This window comes from Bacillus sp. FSL W7-1354 (assembly GCF_038002405.1).
Classification (GTDB): domain Bacteria; phylum Bacillota; class Bacilli; order Bacillales; family Bacillaceae; genus Bacillus; species Bacillus paralicheniformis.
The window spans coordinates 1,699,113-1,715,813 of sequence record NZ_JBBOCL010000001.1 but is presented as its reverse complement, the minus strand read 5'-3'; the positions used below and the strand labels follow the sequence as shown (position 1 = coordinate 1,715,813).

19 protein-coding genes and 1 tRNA gene are annotated in these 16,701 nt (G+C 44.9%); 17 read left to right on the top strand and 3 right to left on the bottom strand.

Translation table 11 applies throughout. The features are described 5' to 3' along the window. Nucleotides 1-65 precede the first annotated feature (65 nt). The 12 genes from rpmG (at nt 66) to MKZ04_RS08615 (ending at nt 11,462) form a co-directional block, all read left to right on the top strand. Entirely contained in the window at nt 66-215 is a 150-nt protein-coding gene (rpmG, locus tag MKZ04_RS08670; RefSeq protein WP_003183500.1) for a 50S ribosomal protein L33, read from the top strand. A 49-nt stretch (nt 216-264) separates the two neighbouring features. Next, nucleotides 265-837 (top strand): 5-formyltetrahydrofolate cyclo-ligase, encoded by a 573-nt coding sequence (locus tag MKZ04_RS08665; protein WP_026579303.1) that lies wholly within the window; start codon nt 265-267, stop codon nt 835-837. Nucleotides 838-879: 42 nt separating this feature from the next. Continuing rightward, the gene (locus MKZ04_RS08660) at nt 880-1,053 is read left to right on the top strand and encodes a hypothetical protein (protein WP_020452191.1); all 174 of its coding nucleotides are present in this window, start codon (nt 880-882) and stop codon (nt 1,051-1,053) included. Nucleotides 1,054-1,149: 96 nt separating this feature from the next. After that, on the top strand, nt 1,150-2,688 hold the full coding sequence (locus MKZ04_RS08655; RefSeq protein ID WP_026579304.1) for a rhomboid family intramembrane serine protease: 1,539 nt from the start codon (nt 1,150-1,152) through the stop codon (nt 2,686-2,688). 76 nt (nt 2,689-2,764) lie between these two features. Then, entirely contained in the window at nt 2,765-4,219 is a 1,455-nt protein-coding gene (locus tag MKZ04_RS08650; RefSeq protein ID WP_023855199.1) for a spore germination protein, read from the top strand. 99 nt (nt 4,220-4,318) lie between these two features. Then, nucleotides 4,319-4,516, top strand: coding sequence for a YqgQ family protein (locus tag MKZ04_RS08645; RefSeq protein WP_020452188.1), 198 nt, complete (start codon nt 4,319-4,321; stop codon nt 4,514-4,516). Nucleotides 4,517-4,540: 24 nt separating this feature from the next. After that, a complete protein-coding gene (locus MKZ04_RS08640) occupies nt 4,541-5,515 on the top strand; it encodes an ROK family glucokinase (RefSeq protein ID WP_341045698.1) in 975 nt (324 codons plus the stop codon). A 181-nt stretch (nt 5,516-5,696) separates the two neighbouring features. Further along, on the top strand, nt 5,697-7,595 hold the full coding sequence (locus MKZ04_RS08635) for an LTA synthase family protein (RefSeq protein ID WP_035338376.1): 1,899 nt from the start codon (nt 5,697-5,699) through the stop codon (nt 7,593-7,595). A gap of 174 nt (nt 7,596-7,769) precedes the next feature. Beyond that, nucleotides 7,770-8,711, top strand: coding sequence for an iron-hydroxamate ABC transporter substrate-binding protein (locus MKZ04_RS08630; protein ID WP_033155114.1), 942 nt, complete (start codon nt 7,770-7,772; stop codon nt 8,709-8,711). Between the two features lie 132 nt (nt 8,712-8,843). Continuing rightward, a complete protein-coding gene (locus MKZ04_RS08625; RefSeq protein ID WP_341045697.1) occupies nt 8,844-9,968 on the top strand; it encodes a M14 family metallopeptidase in 1,125 nt (374 codons plus the stop codon). Nucleotides 9,969-10,031: 63 nt separating this feature from the next. Next, nucleotides 10,032-11,132, top strand: a complete 1,101-nt coding sequence (locus tag MKZ04_RS08620) for a YqgU-like beta propeller domain-containing protein (RefSeq protein ID WP_445213942.1) — start codon at nt 10,032-10,034, stop codon at nt 11,130-11,132. Nucleotides 11,133-11,147: 15 nt separating this feature from the next. Beyond that, complete coding sequence (locus tag MKZ04_RS08615) at nt 11,148-11,462, top strand: MTH1187 family thiamine-binding protein (RefSeq protein WP_095291085.1); 315 nt, start codon at nt 11,148-11,150, stop codon at nt 11,460-11,462. 60 nt (nt 11,463-11,522) lie between these two features. On the opposite strand, the gene MKZ04_RS08610 is transcribed toward MKZ04_RS08615, so the two are convergent. After that, nucleotides 11,523-11,696, bottom strand: coding sequence for a DUF2759 domain-containing protein (locus MKZ04_RS08610; protein WP_003183486.1), 174 nt, complete (start codon nt 11,694-11,696; stop codon nt 11,523-11,525). A 155-nt stretch (nt 11,697-11,851) separates the two neighbouring features. Here MKZ04_RS08610 and MKZ04_RS08605 point away from each other — a divergent pair, with 155 nt between their 5' ends. Next, nucleotides 11,852-12,490, top strand: coding sequence for an MBL fold metallo-hydrolase (locus tag MKZ04_RS08605; protein WP_020452181.1), 639 nt, complete (start codon nt 11,852-11,854; stop codon nt 12,488-12,490). A gap of 35 nt (nt 12,491-12,525) precedes the next feature. On the opposite strand, the gene MKZ04_RS08600 is transcribed toward MKZ04_RS08605, so the two are convergent. Next, on the bottom strand, nt 12,526-12,771 hold the full coding sequence (locus MKZ04_RS08600; protein WP_020452180.1) for a DUF2626 domain-containing protein: 246 nt from the start codon (nt 12,769-12,771) through the stop codon (nt 12,526-12,528). Nucleotides 12,772-12,981: 210 nt separating this feature from the next. Here MKZ04_RS08600 and MKZ04_RS08595 point away from each other — a divergent pair, with 210 nt between their 5' ends. Continuing rightward, nucleotides 12,982-13,359, top strand: coding sequence for a Spx/MgsR family RNA polymerase-binding regulatory protein (locus MKZ04_RS08595; protein ID WP_003183482.1), 378 nt, complete (start codon nt 12,982-12,984; stop codon nt 13,357-13,359). 62 nt (nt 13,360-13,421) lie between these two features. Here the strand turns inward: MKZ04_RS08595 and MKZ04_RS08590 are convergent. Beyond that, nucleotides 13,422-13,493, bottom strand: a tRNA-Gln gene (locus MKZ04_RS08590). A 107-nt stretch (nt 13,494-13,600) separates the two neighbouring features. Here MKZ04_RS08590 and MKZ04_RS08585 point away from each other — a divergent pair. The 3 genes from MKZ04_RS08585 (at nt 13,601) to comGB (ending at nt 16,688) form a co-directional block, all read left to right on the top strand. Next, nucleotides 13,601-14,440: an STAS domain-containing protein gene (locus MKZ04_RS08585; RefSeq protein WP_145930183.1), complete on the top strand. Its 840-nt coding sequence runs from the start codon at nt 13,601-13,603 to the stop codon at nt 14,438-14,440. 159 nt (nt 14,441-14,599) lie between these two features. After that, entirely contained in the window at nt 14,600-15,664 is a 1,065-nt protein-coding gene (gene comGA / locus MKZ04_RS08580) for a competence type IV pilus ATPase ComGA (protein ID WP_149169672.1), read from the top strand. Continuing rightward, nucleotides 15,654-16,688, top strand: coding sequence for a competence type IV pilus assembly protein ComGB (gene comGB / locus MKZ04_RS08575; RefSeq protein WP_149169671.1), 1,035 nt, complete (start codon nt 15,654-15,656; stop codon nt 16,686-16,688). The genes comGA and comGB overlap by 11 nt, the downstream gene beginning before the upstream one ends. Nucleotides 16,689-16,701 lie beyond the last annotated feature (13 nt).

Below are 16,701 nucleotides of genomic sequence, written 5' to 3'. Positions count from 1 at the left end.
GCATCATAAGTGGTATTATAGATAAGTCTGAACAGAAATGATATATAGTTTGGAGGGAAAAATAAATGCGCGTTAATATTACTTTAGCTTGCACTGAATGCGGCGAGCGTAACTATATTTCTACAAAGAACAAGCGTAACAATCCAGATCGCGTTGAATTCAAAAAGTATTGCCCACGTGACAAAAAATCAACATTACACCGCGAAACAAAGTAAGCAGCAGGGATTTTCCTGCTGTTTTTCTGTTTTTAAGGGGGAAAGAGATGTGAAGCGTTCTTTACGAAATGAGGTCAGAAAGAGGCTTGCAAACATGCCGGAACAGGAGTTTCTTCTAAAGGCGGAAGCGATTCACCGGAAGCTTTTTCAATCCAAACAGTGGAAAAAAGCGTCTGGCATTGCCCTTACGATTTCCAGAAATCGCGAAGTTCCGACAAAACCGATTATCGAACAGGCACGGCTTGAAGGAAAAACGGTGTGCATTCCGAAATGTATGCCTGATACAAAAGAGATGCACTTTCGCAGCTTTCAGGATGAAAGCGATCTTGAAGTTGTGTATTTTGGCCTGCAGGAACCGATCGTGCACAAAACCGGGCGGATGGAGCCTGAAGACATCGATTTCATCCTTGTGCCGGGAATTTGCTATGACCGGACAGGATACAGAATCGGCTATGGAGGCGGCTATTATGACAGATACCTGGCCGGTTTCACAAAAGATACCGCATCGCTGGCTTTCGAGTGCCAAGTGATCGATCATGTCCCAAAGGAGCCGCACGACATTCCGGTTGAGCAAATTTTTACCGAAGACGCCGTTTACACCTGCAGCGGGTCTGCTGAATAATTATTAAAAAATGAGACACGATACGGTTATAGGAGGGATCATATGAGAAAAGTTACATTCATTGCAGTAGGCGTCATTGCCGCCCTTGTGTTTTTTCAAAACCGTTATCGTGTCATCAATTTCATTCTTGGTCAAAACCAGATCCGCCACTATTTTATCCATTTGATGATGAGAATTCCGTTTTTTCGCAATAAGTTTATACAGCAGGCTTTCTGAATCCCGTTTAAAAACGGGATTTTTTTAAAGCGCTTAAAAGGCGCAGAATGACGCGTTTCCTGTTATAATGGACAAAAACAATTGTGGAGCGTCGGTATGTATTCAATCGATTATTTGTATTGGAATTTCATCGGGAACCTCTTAGACAGGGATTTTGAGCTTGTGCAGGCACCAGCTTCATTCGGAGAAGCCTGGCTTGAAGCAAGGGGGAGCGCGCCGTATGATTTGGTTCGCGTTTTTCGGAAGGATATCGATTTCAGACAGGATCTCGTCGGTGACTTGGAATCTCTTTATGAAAGAGCGGAGCGCCTGAGAGCAGCATCAAGGCAGCGAAAGCTCTCGATATTAAACGTCTATTTGTCACAGGAAGCACCTGTAGATGAGTGGGAAGATGTTGTCAGTCATCCGGTCGCAGATAAACGGATCAGCATCGTGCCGGTTTTTATTGAGCACGCTTCGGCTGAAGAAGGCTTCCGCAAACTCGCCGTTGCTTTAAACATGGGGCCGGATGAGCTGACAGGCCACATGCACGATGCCGGATACGAGAATGTGGAAGAGAAGAGAGCCGAAGTATTAGCAGCGGCTAAAGCAAGAGAAGAAGAAAGGCGGCGGGAAGCGGCTGTATTTGAGAAAGGCAAACCGATGTTTACCTGGATTTTTGCAGTGCTTCAAGTCTTCATGTTTCTGCTTCTGGAAATGTCGGGCGGCAGTCAGAATACCGACACGCTCATCCGGTTCGGTGCGAAGGAAAACAGCCTCCTGTTAGCAGGGGAATGGTGGCGGCTTGTCACGCCGATCGTTCTTCATATCGGATTGGTCCACCTCATGTTCAATACATTTGCATTGCTGTCTGTCGGAGCCGCGGCAGAAAGGGTGTTTGGATCATTCCGCTTTCTTGTCATATACATATCAGCCGGAATTTTTGGATCGATCGGCAGCTTTCTGTTCAGCCCGTATCCGTCCGCAGGGGCTTCGGGAGCCATCTTCGGTTGTTTGGGAGCACTTTTGTATCTGGCTTTTTCAAATCGGAAAGCTTTCTTAAAAACGATTGGAACAAATATCATTGTGATTATCATTCTGAACCTCGGCCTCGGTTTCACGATTTCAAATGTTGACAATGCCGGCCATATCGGCGGATTGATCGGCGGACTTCTGACGGCCTTGGCAGTCGGAATCCCCGGGAAAAAAAGACCACTCCAGCGGCTGACAGGCTGGGTTCTCATCTTTGTCATCGGAGGAGGCGCTCTGTACATTGGGACACATTCAGCTTCGATGCAGGAAAATGCCATGCTGCATCAGGCGGCGAAATGGTATGAAGAGGGAGACTATGAAAAGGTAAAAGATGCCTTGCAGGAAGCGGGCTCAAAGCAGGACGCTTCCAGCGACACTTTAAAGCTGCTCGCTTATTCCGAATTTCAGCTCGGCGAGTTTGAAAACGCTGAGAAAAGGTTCGAGGCCGTCGTTGAAAAAGATCCATCAGATCACGCCTCACTCTATAATCTTGCCAGGCTCTATGCTCAAAAAGGCGAGTTCGCCAAAGCCGAACAGTCTGTTGAAAGAGCGTTGGCAGAAAAGCCTGATGAAGAGTTGTATAAAGCGTTTCGGGACGAACTTAAGAAAGAAACCGCCCGGTAACCAAGTATGAAAAGCTTCCGTTATGTTAAAAATGGTCTTTAGTATAGACTCATTTGACGGGAGCTTTTAATATACAATGGAAAAAAAGCATGCGGTCCAAAAAAATTTAGCGAAAAATGTTGAATATTTAAATGAAAAGCTGGGGGTCGACAAAAGCTTCGATATGATCCGGCTTGATGTTGTTTATGCTGATAGAGACATGTCGCTTTATCTTGTCGACGGCTTTGTAAAAGATGATATTATGCACCACTTGCTTAAGAATCTCTCAAGGCTCACCCCCGAAACTCTGGAAGACGATCCGCTTGAGAAGCTGATCAAAACGTACATCCCATACATCGAAATTGATACGGAAGACGACCTCGACAAAGCAGCCGCCCAGGTGCTGTCCGGGCCGGCCGTTCTCCTTGTCGACGGGGTGGACCATGCCATTATTATCGATGCGCGGACATACCCGGCAAGAAACCCGGAGGAACCCGACAATGAACGTGTCGTCAGAGGTTCAAGAGACGGCTTCGTCGAAACGATCGTGTTCAACACCGCACTGACGAGAAGAAGAATCCGCGACCGGTCCCTCAGAATGGAGTTCCTTCAGGTCGGCAGAAGAAGCAAAACAGATGTTGTCATCTGCTATTTGGAAGATATCGCTGATTTGGAAAGTGTAAAAAAGCTGAAGCAATCGCTTGAAGCGATCGATACGGACGCTTTGACAATGGCGGAAAAGACACTGGAAGAATATATCGGCGGCCGTCATTGGAATCCTTATCCGACGGTCCGCTATACAGAAAGGCCTGATACTGCGGCCGTTCATTTGTACGAAGGCCACATTCTCGTCTTTGTGGACGGTTCGCCAAGCGCGCTGATTACCCCTGTTACTTTTTGGCACCATCTGCAGCATGCCGAAGAGTACAGAAACAAACCGCTTGCAGGCGCCTATTTGCGAGTGGTCCGTTTTATATCTGTGTTGGCATCGATCTTTTTGCTGCCGCTGTGGTTTTTGCTCTCCGTCCATCCCGATCTTTTGCCGGACGCCCTTCAATATATAGGGCCTGAAAAAAAAGGGGCCCTTCCGCTGCTTGCGCAATTCATCATAATTGAAATAGGCGTCGACATGATGCGGATGGCTGCAATCCACACCCCGTCGTCTCTGGCTACGGCTCTCGGACTTGTAGCTGCTTTAATGATCGGAGAAGTGGCGGTGCAGGTCGGACTTTTCTCGCATGAAGTCGTCTTGTATCTCGCTGTTGCGGCTATCGGCACGTTTGCTACGCCGAGCTATGAGCTGAGCATAGCGAACAGGCTGGCAAGAATCGTTCTCCTGATCGCGGCCGGCGCATTCGGACCGATCGGCTTTGTCATCGCGATCTTCTGCTGGGTGATTTATCTGGTCAGAATGAAGTCGTTTCATGTGCCGTATTTATGGCCGTTTATCCCCTTTGACTACAGAGCCTTTCGAGATATCGCGATTCGAACGCCAATGCCGCTGAAAAATAGAAGGCCCGTATTTTTGGATCCCCAGGATCCAGACCGCTGAATGTCTGTTTTCCTTCAGGAAAACAGGCTTTTTTTTTGCTTGACGCCGGACAGCTTTATGAATACTCTAATGTTAGACTTTAAAGAATGGTGAAATAAAATGAAAACAGCCTATGATGTACAGCTGTTGCTGAAACAGTTTGGATGTTATGTTTATTTTGGAGATCGCGAACTTGAACTTGAATATATGATGGACGAACTGAAAGAAATGTTTCTTTCGAATCTGATAGAAAAAGAACAGTGGCTTAAAGGCGTTTCAATTTTGCAGAATGAACTCACAAAAGTAAAGAGAAAATAAAACAGGGATTAGAGGGGGAGCAAAATGAATGACAGCTGGCTGGTCGGAGTCGACCTTGGAGGAACAACGGTAAAGCTCGCTTTTGTAAGCGCTTATGGTGAAATCCTGCACAAGTGGGAAATTCCGACCGATAAATCGGGGGAAACGGTTACGGTAAGCATCGCAAAAGCCATCGACGGAAAATTGAAAGAGCTCGGCAAACCGAAGCACATCTTAAAATGGATCGGCATGGGCGCTCCGGGCCCCGTCAATACGGAGACCGGCATCGTTTATAAAACGACGAACATGGGCTGGGAAAACTATCCGTTAAAAGACCACCTTGAAGCAGAGACAGGATTAGCGGCGGTCATTGAAAATGACGCGAACATCGCGGCTCTCGGCGAAATGTGGAAAGGAGCGGGAGACGGCGCAAAGGATTTGATTCTTGTCACATTGGGAACGGGTGTCGGAGGCGGCATTATTGTAAACGGAGAAATCGTCCGCGGGCAAAACGGTGCAGGCGGAGAAATCGGCCACATCTGTTCAGTTCCTGAAGGAGGAGCGCCGTGCAACTGCGGGAAAAGCGGCTGTATCGAAACGATCGCTTCGGCTACGGGCATCGTCAGGATTGCCAAAGAAAAAATAGAATCCGGTCATCGAGATACAGACTTGCGTGCATGTCCGGATATCACGGCGCGCGATATTTTTGAAGCGGCCCGGGAAAATGATCCGGTTGCTTGCGAAGTCGTCGATTATGTGGCGGGTCATTTAGGAATGGTCCTCGGCAACTTGGCGAGCTCGCTCAATCCTTCGAAAATCGTAATTGGCGGAGGCGTCTCAAAAGCAGGAGAAATCCTGCGCTCCAAAGTTGAACAATCTTTCAACCGCTTCGTATTCCCGCGGGCCGGCGAGGCGGCTGAGATCGTAATCGCTTCACTTGGAAACGACGCAGGCGTGATCGGCGGCGCATGGATCGCCAAAAACCAATGGCAGAAAAGCCAGGCGGAGCCTGTTTTATAAGCATTTTCGGACCGCTTTGCAGCTTTGTTAACACTTTTAAGCCAATGTGAAAAATGATTGATTTTTTTGTACAGACAGGTTAAGATATGATTTAGTAATTTTAGCGATTTTTCTAAAATAAAACAATATGTGGAAATTCAGTTTGCGGAAACATGCGTCTTGCTGCATAGGGAGGTTTCGAATGCGAAAGTCATTTTTTTCAAAAATTTCGTTTTTGTTAATTGCGACATTGCTGATGTGGCTGAAAACGTATGTCGTCTACAAAACAAGCTTCAACATTAAAATTGAAAACTTCATGCAAGAGTTTATATTGTTCATCAATCCTTTAAGCTTTTTGCTGTTTATATTCGGAATCGGCCTGTTTTTCAAAGAAAAAAACAGGAACCGGTTTATTATCGGGGCAAGTATCGTCCTGACGTTTGTCTTGCTTGCGAACATGATCTTCTACCGTTTTTACAACGACTTTTTAACGATTCCTGTATTGTTCCAGACGAATAATATGGGTGATTTGGGAAGCAGTATCAACTCTTTGTTTATGCCGACCGATTTGCTCCTCGTCGTCGACATTGCCATTTTAATTTGGCTGTACAAGCGCCAGCCTGCCAAAACAGGCGGAAAGGCGACAAGAAAGGAACGCGCGGCTTACTATCTATTTGTCGCTGCCGTTTTCTTTTTCAATTTAGGGATTTCTGAAACAGAAAGACCGCAGCTTTTGACAAGATCGTTTGACAGGGAAGTTCTTGTGAAGAATATCAGTCTTTACAACTTCCATATCTATGACGGGCTGATCCAGTCAAAGCAATCTGCACAGCGTGCGCTGGCCGACAGCAACAGCCTCACGGAGATTGAAAACTATGTCAACGCAAACCGCACGGACACCAATCAGAACCTGGCCGGGATCGCCAAGGGTCGGAATGTGATCCTCGTTTCCCTGGAGTCCACCCAAAGCTTTGTCGTGAACCAAAAGTTAAACGGCAAAGAGATTACGCCTTATTTAAACGACCTGATAAAGAAAAGCTACAGCTTCGAGAATTTCTATCATCAGACAGGCCAAGGCAAAACGGCAGATTCCGAATTCATCGTTGACAACTCTCTCTATCCTCTTGGAAGAGGAGCGGTCTTCTTTACGAATGCAGGAAACGAATATACGGCAATGCCTGAAATATTGAAAAACCACGGCTATTATTCCTCGATTTTCCATGCGAACAACAAAAGCTTCTGGAATCGGGATATTATGTACGATACGTTTAAATACGATAAGTTTTACGATATCAATTCCTATGATGTAAACGAAGAAAACTCAGTGGGCTGGGGACTGAAAGATAAGGAATTCTTTGAACAAACATCAGAGCTGATGAAAGAAATGCCTCAGCCGTTTTATACCCGCCTGATCACGCTGACAAACCATTTTCCGTTTGAGCTGGATGAGGAAGATAAACTGATCGATGAATTTGATTCAAAAAGCCGTACGTTAAACAGATATTTCCCGACCGTCCGCTATCAGGATGAAGCGCTTAAACGATTTATTGAAAAGCTGAAAGAAGACGGCCTCTACGATAATTCTGTTATCGTGTTATACGGTGACCATTACGGGATTTCCGAAAACCATAACGAAGCGATGAGCCAATTCCTCGGCAGAGAAGTAACCCCGTTTGAGGAAGTGCAGCTTCAAAGAGTCCCGCTTGTGATCCACATTCCGGGAGTGACGGATAAAGAGCCGAAAGCCATTGACACCGTCGGCGGCCAAATCGATATTCGGCCGACTGTACTGAACCTTCTCGGAATCGATTCGAGCGATCAGATCCAGTTTGGAAACGACCTGTTTGCCAAAGACAAAACGGAGTTTACAGTGCTTCGCGACGGCAGCTTTATTACGAAAGACAAAGTATACACAGACGGCATATGCTATGATAAATCGACAGGAGAGCCGTCTAAAGATAAAAAAGGCTGTGAGCCGTACATTGAAAAAGCGAAACAGGAGCTTTCATATTCAGATCAAATCATTTATGGCGACTTGCTGAGGTTTTATGACAGTGAGCGCTTAAAAAAGCAATCTGACGCCAAGCCGAAAGACGAGTAAGCTTTTCTTTTGGCGGAGAAAGCTGATGCAGCAGGCCGGATATCGTTCCGGCCTGTTTTTAATGACAAGAGTCCGTCATAAAAATCATGATCCAAGCCGATGCCGGTTATGATATAATTGATAATGATTCTCTTTATCGATATTCAAACCAGAAAGAAGGTATGAAAGGTGAATATGAAAGGAAAGACGCTCGCTGGAGCATGCTTTGTACTATTATTGATCGCAGCATTGACAGCATGCGGCAATCAAACGGAGAGCAAAGATTCGTCTTCTCAATCAAAAAGCGAAGAAACGATTACATACAAGGCTGAAAACGGAACGGTTAAAGTTCCGAAGCATCCGAAACGGGTGGTTGTCATGGCTGACGATTATTTCGGCTATTTCAAGACACTCGGTCTCAATGTAGTGGGTGCCCCTGACAGGGTATTCAAAAATCCTTATTTCAAGGGGAAAACCGAGGGTGTGACAAACATTGGTGAAGGAAATTCCGCTGAAAAGGTTATTCAATTAAAACCGGACCTGATTGTCGTATGGACGACCCAAGGCGCTGATATCGAAAAGCTGGAAAAAATCGCTCCGACGGTCGCTTTGAAATATGACAGCTTGAATAACACTGAACGGCTGAAGGATTTCGCAAAAATGACAGGTACTGAAGATCGAGCGGAGAAATGGCTGGCTGAATGGGACAAAAAAGTTGCCGCGGCAAAATCAAAAATTCAAAAAGCGGTCGGGGACAAAACGGTTTCCATTATGCAAACGAATGGCAAAGAAATCTTTGTATTCGGCGATCAATTCGGAAGGGGAGGAAGCATTGTTTATCAAGATCTCGGCTTAAAGGCGACAAAGCTGACGAAGGAAAAAGCAATCGACGAAGGGCCGGGCTACACGAGCATTTCATTAGAAAAGCTGCCTGAATTCGCCGGAGACTATATATTTATAGGGCCCTGGGAATCAAGCGGAGACGACAGCGCCGTGCTTAATACCTCCATTTGGAAGAACCTTGGCGCGGTCAAAAATCAACATGTCTATAAAATCGACCCTGTCGGCTTCTACTTTTCCGATCCGATTTCATTAGAGGGCCAGCTTGACTTTATTACAGAAAGCTTAGCGAAATAATAGATGAACTTCCGCCTATTTGGGCGGAAGTTTTTTTGCGGGCTGAAACCTTATTGAAAAAGCGTTTTTTAAGCGAACCCGGAGAGTTTTTAAACGAGCCTTCATCATATGCTATTGTGGGAGGGATCATTGATGGCATTCATCAACATCAAACCGGAGTTAAAGCAGAATATGGAAAGATTGTCTAATATCCTGAACATACCCGAACTGCTTTTAATCAGCGCAAACGCGAATGAAGCCGCGGACGAATTTTATTTTCCGGGAGCGTCTTTTCAAGCAGGAAAAAACGTTCCAGCAGCCGAAACATATGAACAGCTGCAATTATTGGTGAATCAATACACACTTGAAGATGAACAGTGGCTGACAAAAACAGTCGCTTACGATTCAGCAGTACTGAAAAAGGAAATTGACAGATTGACGGAGTGCTTTCCGTTTGTTACTTCCCGCATCATCGGTCGCTCAAGCATGGGCCAGCCTATATACGAACTGCTTCTCGGAGCTGAAAATGCCGAAAAAAAAACGCATATGAATGCTTCTTTTCATGCCAATGAATGGATCACCACTTCTGTTTTGATGAAATGGCTCAAAGAATATTGTTATCATTTATGTACAGGCCGGTCCGCTTTAGGTTTTTCACCGCTTGACATTTTTTCATCAACAAAGCTTTCCGTCGTGCCGATCGTTAATCCCGACGGGGTTGATCTTGTGCTTAACGGTCCCGGTCATCTTGGGATAGCGCGGGAAGCACTGGATGAGATGAATGAGCATCAACCGGATTTCCGGGAATGGAAAGCCAATATAAACGGAGTGGATTTAAATAATCAGTTTCCGTCTTTTTGGGAGATCGAAAAACAGAGAAAACCGCCCAAATCCCCTTCCTACAGGGACTACCCCGGAGATGAACCGCTGACAGAACCGGAAGCGGCAGCGATGAGGGATTTAATCGCAAACGAGCCGCCTGATCGGCTTGTGGCGCTTCATACACAGGGAGAGGAAATTTATTGGGGGTACAAGGGGCTGGAGCCTCCTGAATCAGCCGATGTGATCCAAACATTTGAGCGCCTGAGCGGTTATAAGGGCGTCAGATATATAGACAGCTATGCAGGATTTAGAGATTGGTTTATTCATTTTTTCGGAAGAGAAGGATATACTGTTGAACTCGGCAAAGGAAAAAATCCTTTACCAATGAAACAATTTGACGATATATATTGTAAAAGCAGAGGCATACTTTGGGCATCCTGCTTTTTTGAAAGCTGAAACTTTTCACGGTGAAAATCGTAAATTAGACAGCCAATCATTTATGGAGGGAGAATGGCCGGTTTGAGAGTTTCGTTATGGCTTATTGCCGCTGTGATGACCGTGGCTGCGGCTGGTTGCACACCGCAGCATCAGGAAGGAACGAAAAGCGTTCATCATGAGGAGCCGGAAGGGAAAAAGAAAAGCAGTGCAGCAGTAAAAGATAAAAAAGTGATAGCGCTGAAGGACCGGCACTTTGATGAGGCGGCAGGATGGCTTGATAATGAAACCGTTATATACACCGCAACCGATCCGGTCGCAGGAAGTGAAGTCAAATCATATGATATATTTAAAGGGACGGGCGAAACGATCTACAAGACGGATGACAGACTGATAGCGGCGGAAGTAAACAGGGAAAAAGGCATGATTCTCATCCAAACCGCCGGAAACGGCTCTGAAATGAAGTTAACTTTGCTTAATTTACAGGGAAAACAGCTGTACACAAAAAAATTTCGCACGCATGAACTGCAAGTGGACTGGAATCGGTTTGACCCTTATCTTTTATACGTCACAACTTTTACGAAAGATTGGAATTATGAATCTCGCCTGATTGATGCGAAAGAACAGCAAACCGAAAAAGACATCGCACAGGCCGCCTTTGTTCATTGGACTTCCGCCGACACTTTTGAATATATCAAATGGAATGAACGGAACCGGGAAAAACCGGCTCCTGTTTATTCCTTCAACACAGCGGACGGACGGGAAAAGAAGCTCGCCGGTGATGCCGTACTGCTCGATGTTCTGGGGGATATGCGGCTGATTGTAGCGCCTTCATCCAGTCATCGCCAGGGCACCTACATATTTTCAGACGTTTCTTCTTCGGAAAAGAAAATTTCTTTCAAATTGCCGCTGTTCTCGGAATATGGCAGCCTGTCACCGATGGAATACAGCTACGACCCTCGGCATGAGCTGTTTTATACGTATCAGCCGAATGAGTCGGGCTCCTTGTATGATCTGATTTCCGTCAGTCTCAAAACCGGCAAACGGGAAGTCATTCGTGAAAAAGTGGAAATGCTTCCGATTACCGTATCTCCTGACGGGGATTATGCATTGTACGGTTATACCCAGGATCAAATCATTTCATTCAACTCAAAAACTGCAGCACCCCTTGTGACAAAAGAATAGAAAGGAGAATGGACAGTGGCCATAGCAGACGTTACCATCATACCGATCGGTACCGAAACTCCGAGCGTAAGCACGTATGTAGCGGAGATTCAAACCATTTTAGAAGGATTTAAAAAAGAAGGCAAAATCCAATATCAGCTGACACCGATGAATACTTTGATTGAAGGGGAATTAAGCGATTTATTTGAGGTGATTCAGACGATTCACGAAGCGCCTTTCCAAAAAGGCATCCACAGAGTGGCGACGAATATCAGGATTGACGACCGCCGCGACAAGAAAACGACGATGGAAGGCAAGCTTGCAAGCGTCCAGCGTCATTTCAGCCAATAAGAAAAACAGCCTTATTCCGTTATTCCGGAATAAGGCTGTTTTTGTCTAAAGGCACCGGGTTTAGTGGACTGTCGGATACCCGCTGTTAATGATGGTCATGACGGTAAACCATCCAAACACTAAAAAAGCCGCCCCGCCAAATAAGATGCCAAGAACGTTGATTTGTTTAAGAGAACGAAGAACTCCAAGAGCAGATAATATCGTGACTAGACCGAAAATGATCACGAGCAACATCAATATAAACCCCCTTCGTTTGGATCCCCTGCAGTATATTTCCAATTTTATTTTAACCGTTTTCATCAAATTTGTCGAGGACAACATGATTCATTGAAAGTTTCCCGCAAAACCTTCATAATGGAACAAAGAAAGATGAATCTGAGGTGAAGAAAATGAAATGGAGAAGAATGCCTTTAGGGCCTATCCAGACGAACGCTTATATTTTATCCCATGATGACGGTACCTGTTTAATAATTGATCCCGGCAGCGAATCAGGGAAACTGAATGCATACATAAAAGAAAACGGTTTGAAGCCTCTTGCAGTATTGCTCACTCACGCTCATTTTGATCATATCGGAGCCGTGGACAATGTCAGAAAAGAATGGAACATTCCTGTATACGTACATAAAAATGAAGCTGAATGGCTGACTGATCCTTCATTAAATGGTTCAGCGCTGCTTACGGGACAGACGATCACAGCAGAAAAAGCAGATCATCTGATCGAAGAAGAGGGGGATCTTAAAATCGGCTCTTTTACGCTCCGCATGCTCTTTACGCCTGGACATTCTCCGGGCAGCGTCTCGTATTATGCGGAAGAAGAAAACCTGATCGTTTCCGGGGATGTTTTATTTAAAGGGGGAGTCGGGCGTACAGACCTGCCGGGAGGAAATCAAAAGGTGCTGATGGACAGTATTCATCAAAAACTGCTGACGCTTCCGGAAGAGACGCTTGTGTTAAGCGGTCACGGCCCCGAGACGGACATTGCAACAGAACAGGAACAAAACCCGTTCATCAACGGATTTACTTTGTAAAACATAAAAAAGACGATCCTGATGGATCGTCTTTTTTAATGGCCTCCCTGCCCGGGAACCATAATAAACACAGAATAATATGTAAATGCGGCAAAAAAGACTGTCAAGTAAGCACCGAAAATATAAATGTACATCCGCTCGGTCAAGTTGAGATACGATAAGAACACAAAAAATACAGTTTGACCGAAAAACAGCAGTGATGCATCTTTCATATTTCCTAAATAAAACATGACCGCAAAGATACCTGTCCAGAATCCTAACACACGGAACATGCGATTCATTTATATCCCTCCCAAAAAGCCCCTTTGATTTTATTATAAGCCAATTTATCTTGAAATGTAAACATTTTCATTTTGGGAAAATCAATTCATTTTTTACAATTTTGTGATAAGCATTTTTAAAAAATCACCTGTCACGTGTTTAAACGGAAAATATCACGGGTACTAAAACATACAAAGACAAAGTCAGTACATTTTAAGGAGGAATCATTCATGGAAGAGCTGACCTTTTATTCATACCCGAGCTGCACATCATGCCGGAAAACGAAACATTGGCTGAAAGCGAACCAGGTTGATTTTACAGAGCGGCATCTTTTCAGGGAAACGCCGAATCAGGACGAGCTGAAACATATTTTGTCTCTCACGACCGAAGGAATTGATGAGATATTGGCGACAAGAAGCCAGGCATTTAAAGAGTTAAATCTTGATATCGAAGAATTAACGGTCAGCGAAGTGCTGGAATTGTTAATTCAAAAACCAAAGCTGCTGAGACGCCCGATTATCGTAAACGGCGATAAGCTGGTTGTCGGATATAATCCCGGCGAACTCTTAAAATTAAAAAAACACACCTTACACCGTTCTGTTTCCTGAAAAAAACGAAGATTGCTGACACATTGCATGTTCAGCATATCTTCGTTTTTTCGCCTGTGTAACTGGGCTAGCTGGATTCGAACCAGCGCGTCACGGAGTCAAAGTCCGTTGCCTTACCGCTTGGCTATAGCCCAATGCGCTTACGTATAGTGTAGACAATCGATTTCGTTTTATACATAGTGATCAAAATGTTGGTCATATAGCCGATTGATTTTAAAGGAAAACAATGAGGAGGATTGACATGGAAAACAAGCATGCAGCCCTTTATGAGTATTTGGTCAAACAGGCGGACAGAATCACCGATGAATGGCTGTCCCGAACAGCGTCTGAAAAAGAAAAAACGGCACAGCAATATAAGGACTTTTTACTGGCTGTTTCAAGGGTATTTGCCAAGGATGAACAGGCGCTATGCTGGGATAAAGCCTCCGGATGCGCCAAGGAAATTGCCTACGACAGGGCTGTCAGCCAAATTCCGGTGACTGAAAGCATAAAGGGGTTTAAAGTGTGCCGTGAACTTTTAATAGATGAAATCGAGCATTTTTCGGATAAACATGCACCGGACTGTTCGAAAAAAGACTTTTTTATCTGGAATAAACAGCTTCACTCAATGATGGATGAGGTTATTGAACAGTTTATTCTTGAATATGAGCATACGACAAAGAGACAATTGAAGGCGCAGACCGAGATGATACGCGAACTGAGCGCACCTGTTATACCGGTATCAGAACACATCGGTGTGCTGCCGCTCATTGGCGAAATTGATACTCACAGGGCAACGGTGATCATTGAATCTGCGCTTAAGCAGTGTGCTGAGCTTCATCTCTCGCATCTGTTTATTGATATTTCCGGTGTTCCTGTCGTCGATACGATGGTTGCCTACCAGTTGTTCAAAGTCGTAGACAGCACAAAACTACTTGGCGTTGAGACGGTTCTTTCGGGCTTGAGACCGGAGATTGCCCAAACAGTTGTGAAGCTTGGGATGGATTTTTCGCATATTAAGACAGAACAGAGCCTTGCTAAGGCGCTTTGCAATAAAGGCTTTTGCATCCGTGAAAACGGCAAGGCTGAAGAGAAGGTTTAAATTTCTCATTTCAGCAGTTGGAAGCTGAATAAAATAGTCAAATCGGTATTCGGAAATTCCGTTTTTGCTTCGTATTCAGCTTGATTTGCGATTTTTAAGGATTTGATGCTTCCGATGTTTTTCGTATAAACTGCGCTTAGAAAGGAGGCGCAATGGTTTTTGTACACGATTGAATCATTAAGCGGAAGATTAATTGACGAGGCATATAGAATGAAGGCGTCAGACATTCATATTGTTCCCGGTGAAAAAGAGGCGGTGGTTCGCTTCAGGATTGATGATGAACTTTTTCAAAAAGACAGATTAACGAGAAATGAGTGCTCAAGGCTCATTTCTCACTTTAAATTCCTTTCTTCGATGGATATTGGGGAAAGACGGCTGCCGCAAAGCGGAGCTTTGACTCTTTATATCAACCGTCAGCCCGTTCATTTAAGAATGTCCACTCTGCCCACCATCCATGATGAAAGCTTGGTCATCAGGCTTCTTCCCAAGATGAGCAGCAAGCCGCTCACAAAGCTCTCATTGTTTCCGAGTGCAACATTCAAGCTGCTGTCTTTTCTGAAGCATTCCCACGGATTAATTCTGTTCACCGGTCCGACAGGCTCGGGGAAAACGACAACACTCTATTCTTTAATCGAATACGCTAAGCGGCATTTTAAGCGAAATATCATTACCTTGGAAGACCCTGTTGAATCAAGAAGCGAAAACATTTTGCAAGTGCAAGTAAACGAAAAAGCTGGCATGACTTATTCTGCGGGGTTGAAGGCGGTGCTTCGCCACGATCCGGACATGATCATCCTCGGGGAAATTCGCGATGCCGAAACAGCCCAAATCGCAGTCAGGGCAGCTTTGACAGGACACCTTGTTTTATCGAGCATGCATGCGAAAAATGCCAAAGGCGCAATATACAGGCTGCTCGAGTTCGGCGTTGATATGACAGAAATTGAACAAACACTGGTCGCAATCAGCGCCCAGCGCCTCGTCGGTCTCGTCTGCCCGTTTTGCGGCGACAACTGCTCTTTATATTGCAGATTGTCGAGGCCTGTGAGAAGAGCAAGCGTCTTCGAGCTTTTGTACGGAAAAAGCCTCAATCTCTGCATCGAAGAAGCAAAAGGCAGGTGTGGTGACATAAAAACAGAAACATTGAAAACGCTGATCCAGAAGGGAATAGCACTCGGATATCTGCCGTCGAATACTTATGAACGCTGGACAGGCCATGAAGATTAAAAAGAAGTGGCCCGTCCGGGAACAGGCGGACATTCTGAAAAAACTCGGAGACATGATGAAGAGCGGATATACGATTTTGGATGCTTTAAGTATGCTGAAACTGCAATTGAATGAAAGGCGAAGAGCAGATCTGACATTTGCGATGGAGAAGCTGACAGAAGGGCGACCTGTGTTTCAAGTGCTTGAAATGATTTCATTTCATAAGGATGCTGTTACCATTGTTTACTTTGCCGAACAGCACGGGAATTTGCCATATGCCTTTCGGCAGAGCGGAGAGCTGCTTCACCGCAAGATCGCTCAAACCGAAAAACTAAAGAAAGCCGCCAGATATCCCTTGTTTTTAGTTTTAACGGTCTGCGTCATTATCTCTATTATGAAATCGGCAATCATCCCGCAATTTTCCGCGATCTATGAATCAATGAACGTTGAAACGTCTTTTGCAACGACCCTCATCTTTTCGGTTTTTGATCATTTTTATCTTTTTATCGCAGGAATGATGTTGATTGCCGCCGCTTTATCCCTCTATTATCTGTGTTCATTTCGCCATAAACCTCCAGAAGACAAAATGACCTTTCTCATTAGAATTCCCTTGCTGGGCCAAACCTTCAAACTATTCAACAGTTATTTTTTATCGCTCCAATTGAGCAATCTTTTGCAAGCTGGTCTGTCTGTATATGACAGTTTAAAAGCATTTGAAAGCCAGCCGTTTTTATCATTTCATAAAAATGAAGCGAAGCGTCTGATCGAGCGGCTGAAACAAGGGGAGAGTCTGGAGCAGATGCTGGCCGGGCATCCGTTTTATGAAAATGATCTGGCGAAGGCTGTTGCTCACGGCCAATTAAACGGACACTTATACAGAGAGCTGTATTCATACAGTCAATTTTTGATTGAACGGCTTGAACGGAAAGCAGAAAAATGGACAGGTTTGATCCAGCCATTGATTTACGGCCTAACAGCGGCGATGATATTAATTCTTTATTTGTCTATGCTTTTGCCAATGTATCAAATGATGAACCAGTTATAAGGAGGACGGAACT